Here is a 1470-nt window from a genome sequence, read left to right as displayed (position 1 = left end):
GTCCTTCAAATCGGAAAAAGGTCTGACCGTTCTTCGCGGTTCCGTATGAAAATTGCCCACTCACAACCGATCTCGTCCGGCAGATTGTATCAAGCCGAGAAGCTTAGAACAAAAAGGGAACGAATCAAGTGAAAACAAAACCGGCGCTAATGGTTTCCGCATCAGCGCCCGCAAGCTTAACGGCGGAGCAAGCATTTTCGAGCAGGGGCCGAACCCTACGATCCGTAGCCGATGATGCCCTGACCTCCCGAAAATCGTGGATCGACCAGTCGACATACCCCCGGCCGTTGACCGACGGCTTGTAGCCACCGCGCGGCGTGTGCTCCGGTTATTTAACGTCGACAAAATTAGCTTGGTAGCACCGGGCAGTTGGCACCACGGCGCAGGCTGATATGCGCCACGTCTCCGACGCTGAATTGGGAACCCTCGGCCTGGCGCGGCGCATCGATGACAACAGGCGCGCCCTGCCCGAGTTCGGCATGAAGGCGCAGCGTGCGACCGTGAAAGACGACGCTGTTGACGCGCGCCGGCGCGGTGCCGGGCGCGGCCTCGGTCATCGCCAGCAAATCCTCCGGACGCACGCCGATGGTGCGGGTGGCGCCCTCGGCAGGTGCCTCGCTAGTTTCAGAAATAGCCTCCAGCGGCAGGGCGCCGGCGGCGAAGCGCAGGCGATCGCCGTCTCGGCCGACGAAGCGCGATTGCAGGAGATTCATGGTGCCGATGAAGCTCGCCACAAACTTCGTGGCGGGCCGGTCGTAAAGGGTGGCCGGCGGCGCGATCTGCTCGATGCGGCCCTTGTTCATGACGACGATGCGGTCGGAGATCGACAGCGCTTCGGTCTGGTCGTGGGTGACCATGACGAAGGTGGTGCCGAGCCGCGACTGCAGCCGCTTCAGTTCAACCTGCATCTGTTCGCGCAGATGCGCATCGAGCGCCGACAGCGGCTCGTCGAGCAGCAGCACGCGTGGTTCGCAGACGATGGCACGCGCCAGCGCGACGCGCTGGCGCTGGCCGCCCGACAGTTCGGAGACGCGGGCGCCAAGCTTGTCGGCGAGACCGACCATGTCGAGGGCTTCGCCGGTTCGCTTTGCCTGTTCGGCTCCAGACAGTTTGCGCAGTGACAGACCGAAGCCGACATTTTCGGCGACATTCATGTGCGGGAACAGCGCATAATCCTGGAACACGGTGTTGACCGGCCGGTCGAAGGGCCGAAGGGCCGTGATATCGCGACCATCGAGCAACACCTTGCCGCTCGACGGGCTTTCGAAACCGGCGATGACGCGCAGGCTGGTGGTCTTGCCGCAACCCGACGGCCCGAGCAGCGTGACAAACTCGCCGCTGATAATGTCGAGGTCGACGGCGTCGAGCCCGACGATGCCGCCAGGAAAAATCTTCGAGACCGCCTGCAGCCGCACGAGTGGATCAGGCGCCATCGCGAACCTCGGACGGCTTCGTGGTGTTGACCCAGAG

At 63.2% G+C, this 1470-nt stretch carries 1 protein-coding gene; it reads right to left on the bottom strand.

The genetic code is table 11. The features are described from left to right. Window positions 1–347 precede the first annotated feature (347 nt). Window positions 348–1433: an ABC transporter ATP-binding protein gene (locus tag EN939_RS33905; protein ID WP_127270221.1), complete on the bottom strand. Its 1086-nt coding sequence runs from the start codon at window positions 1431–1433 to the stop codon at window positions 348–350. Window positions 1434–1470: the final 37 nt, after the last annotated feature.

The organism is Mesorhizobium sp. M7A.F.Ca.CA.002.05.1.1, from assembly GCF_003998335.1.
Taxonomy (GTDB): Bacteria; Pseudomonadota; Alphaproteobacteria; order Rhizobiales; family Rhizobiaceae; genus Mesorhizobium.
The sequence above is the reverse complement of the archived record's forward strand: the minus strand, read 5'-3'. Positions and strand labels throughout refer to the sequence as shown.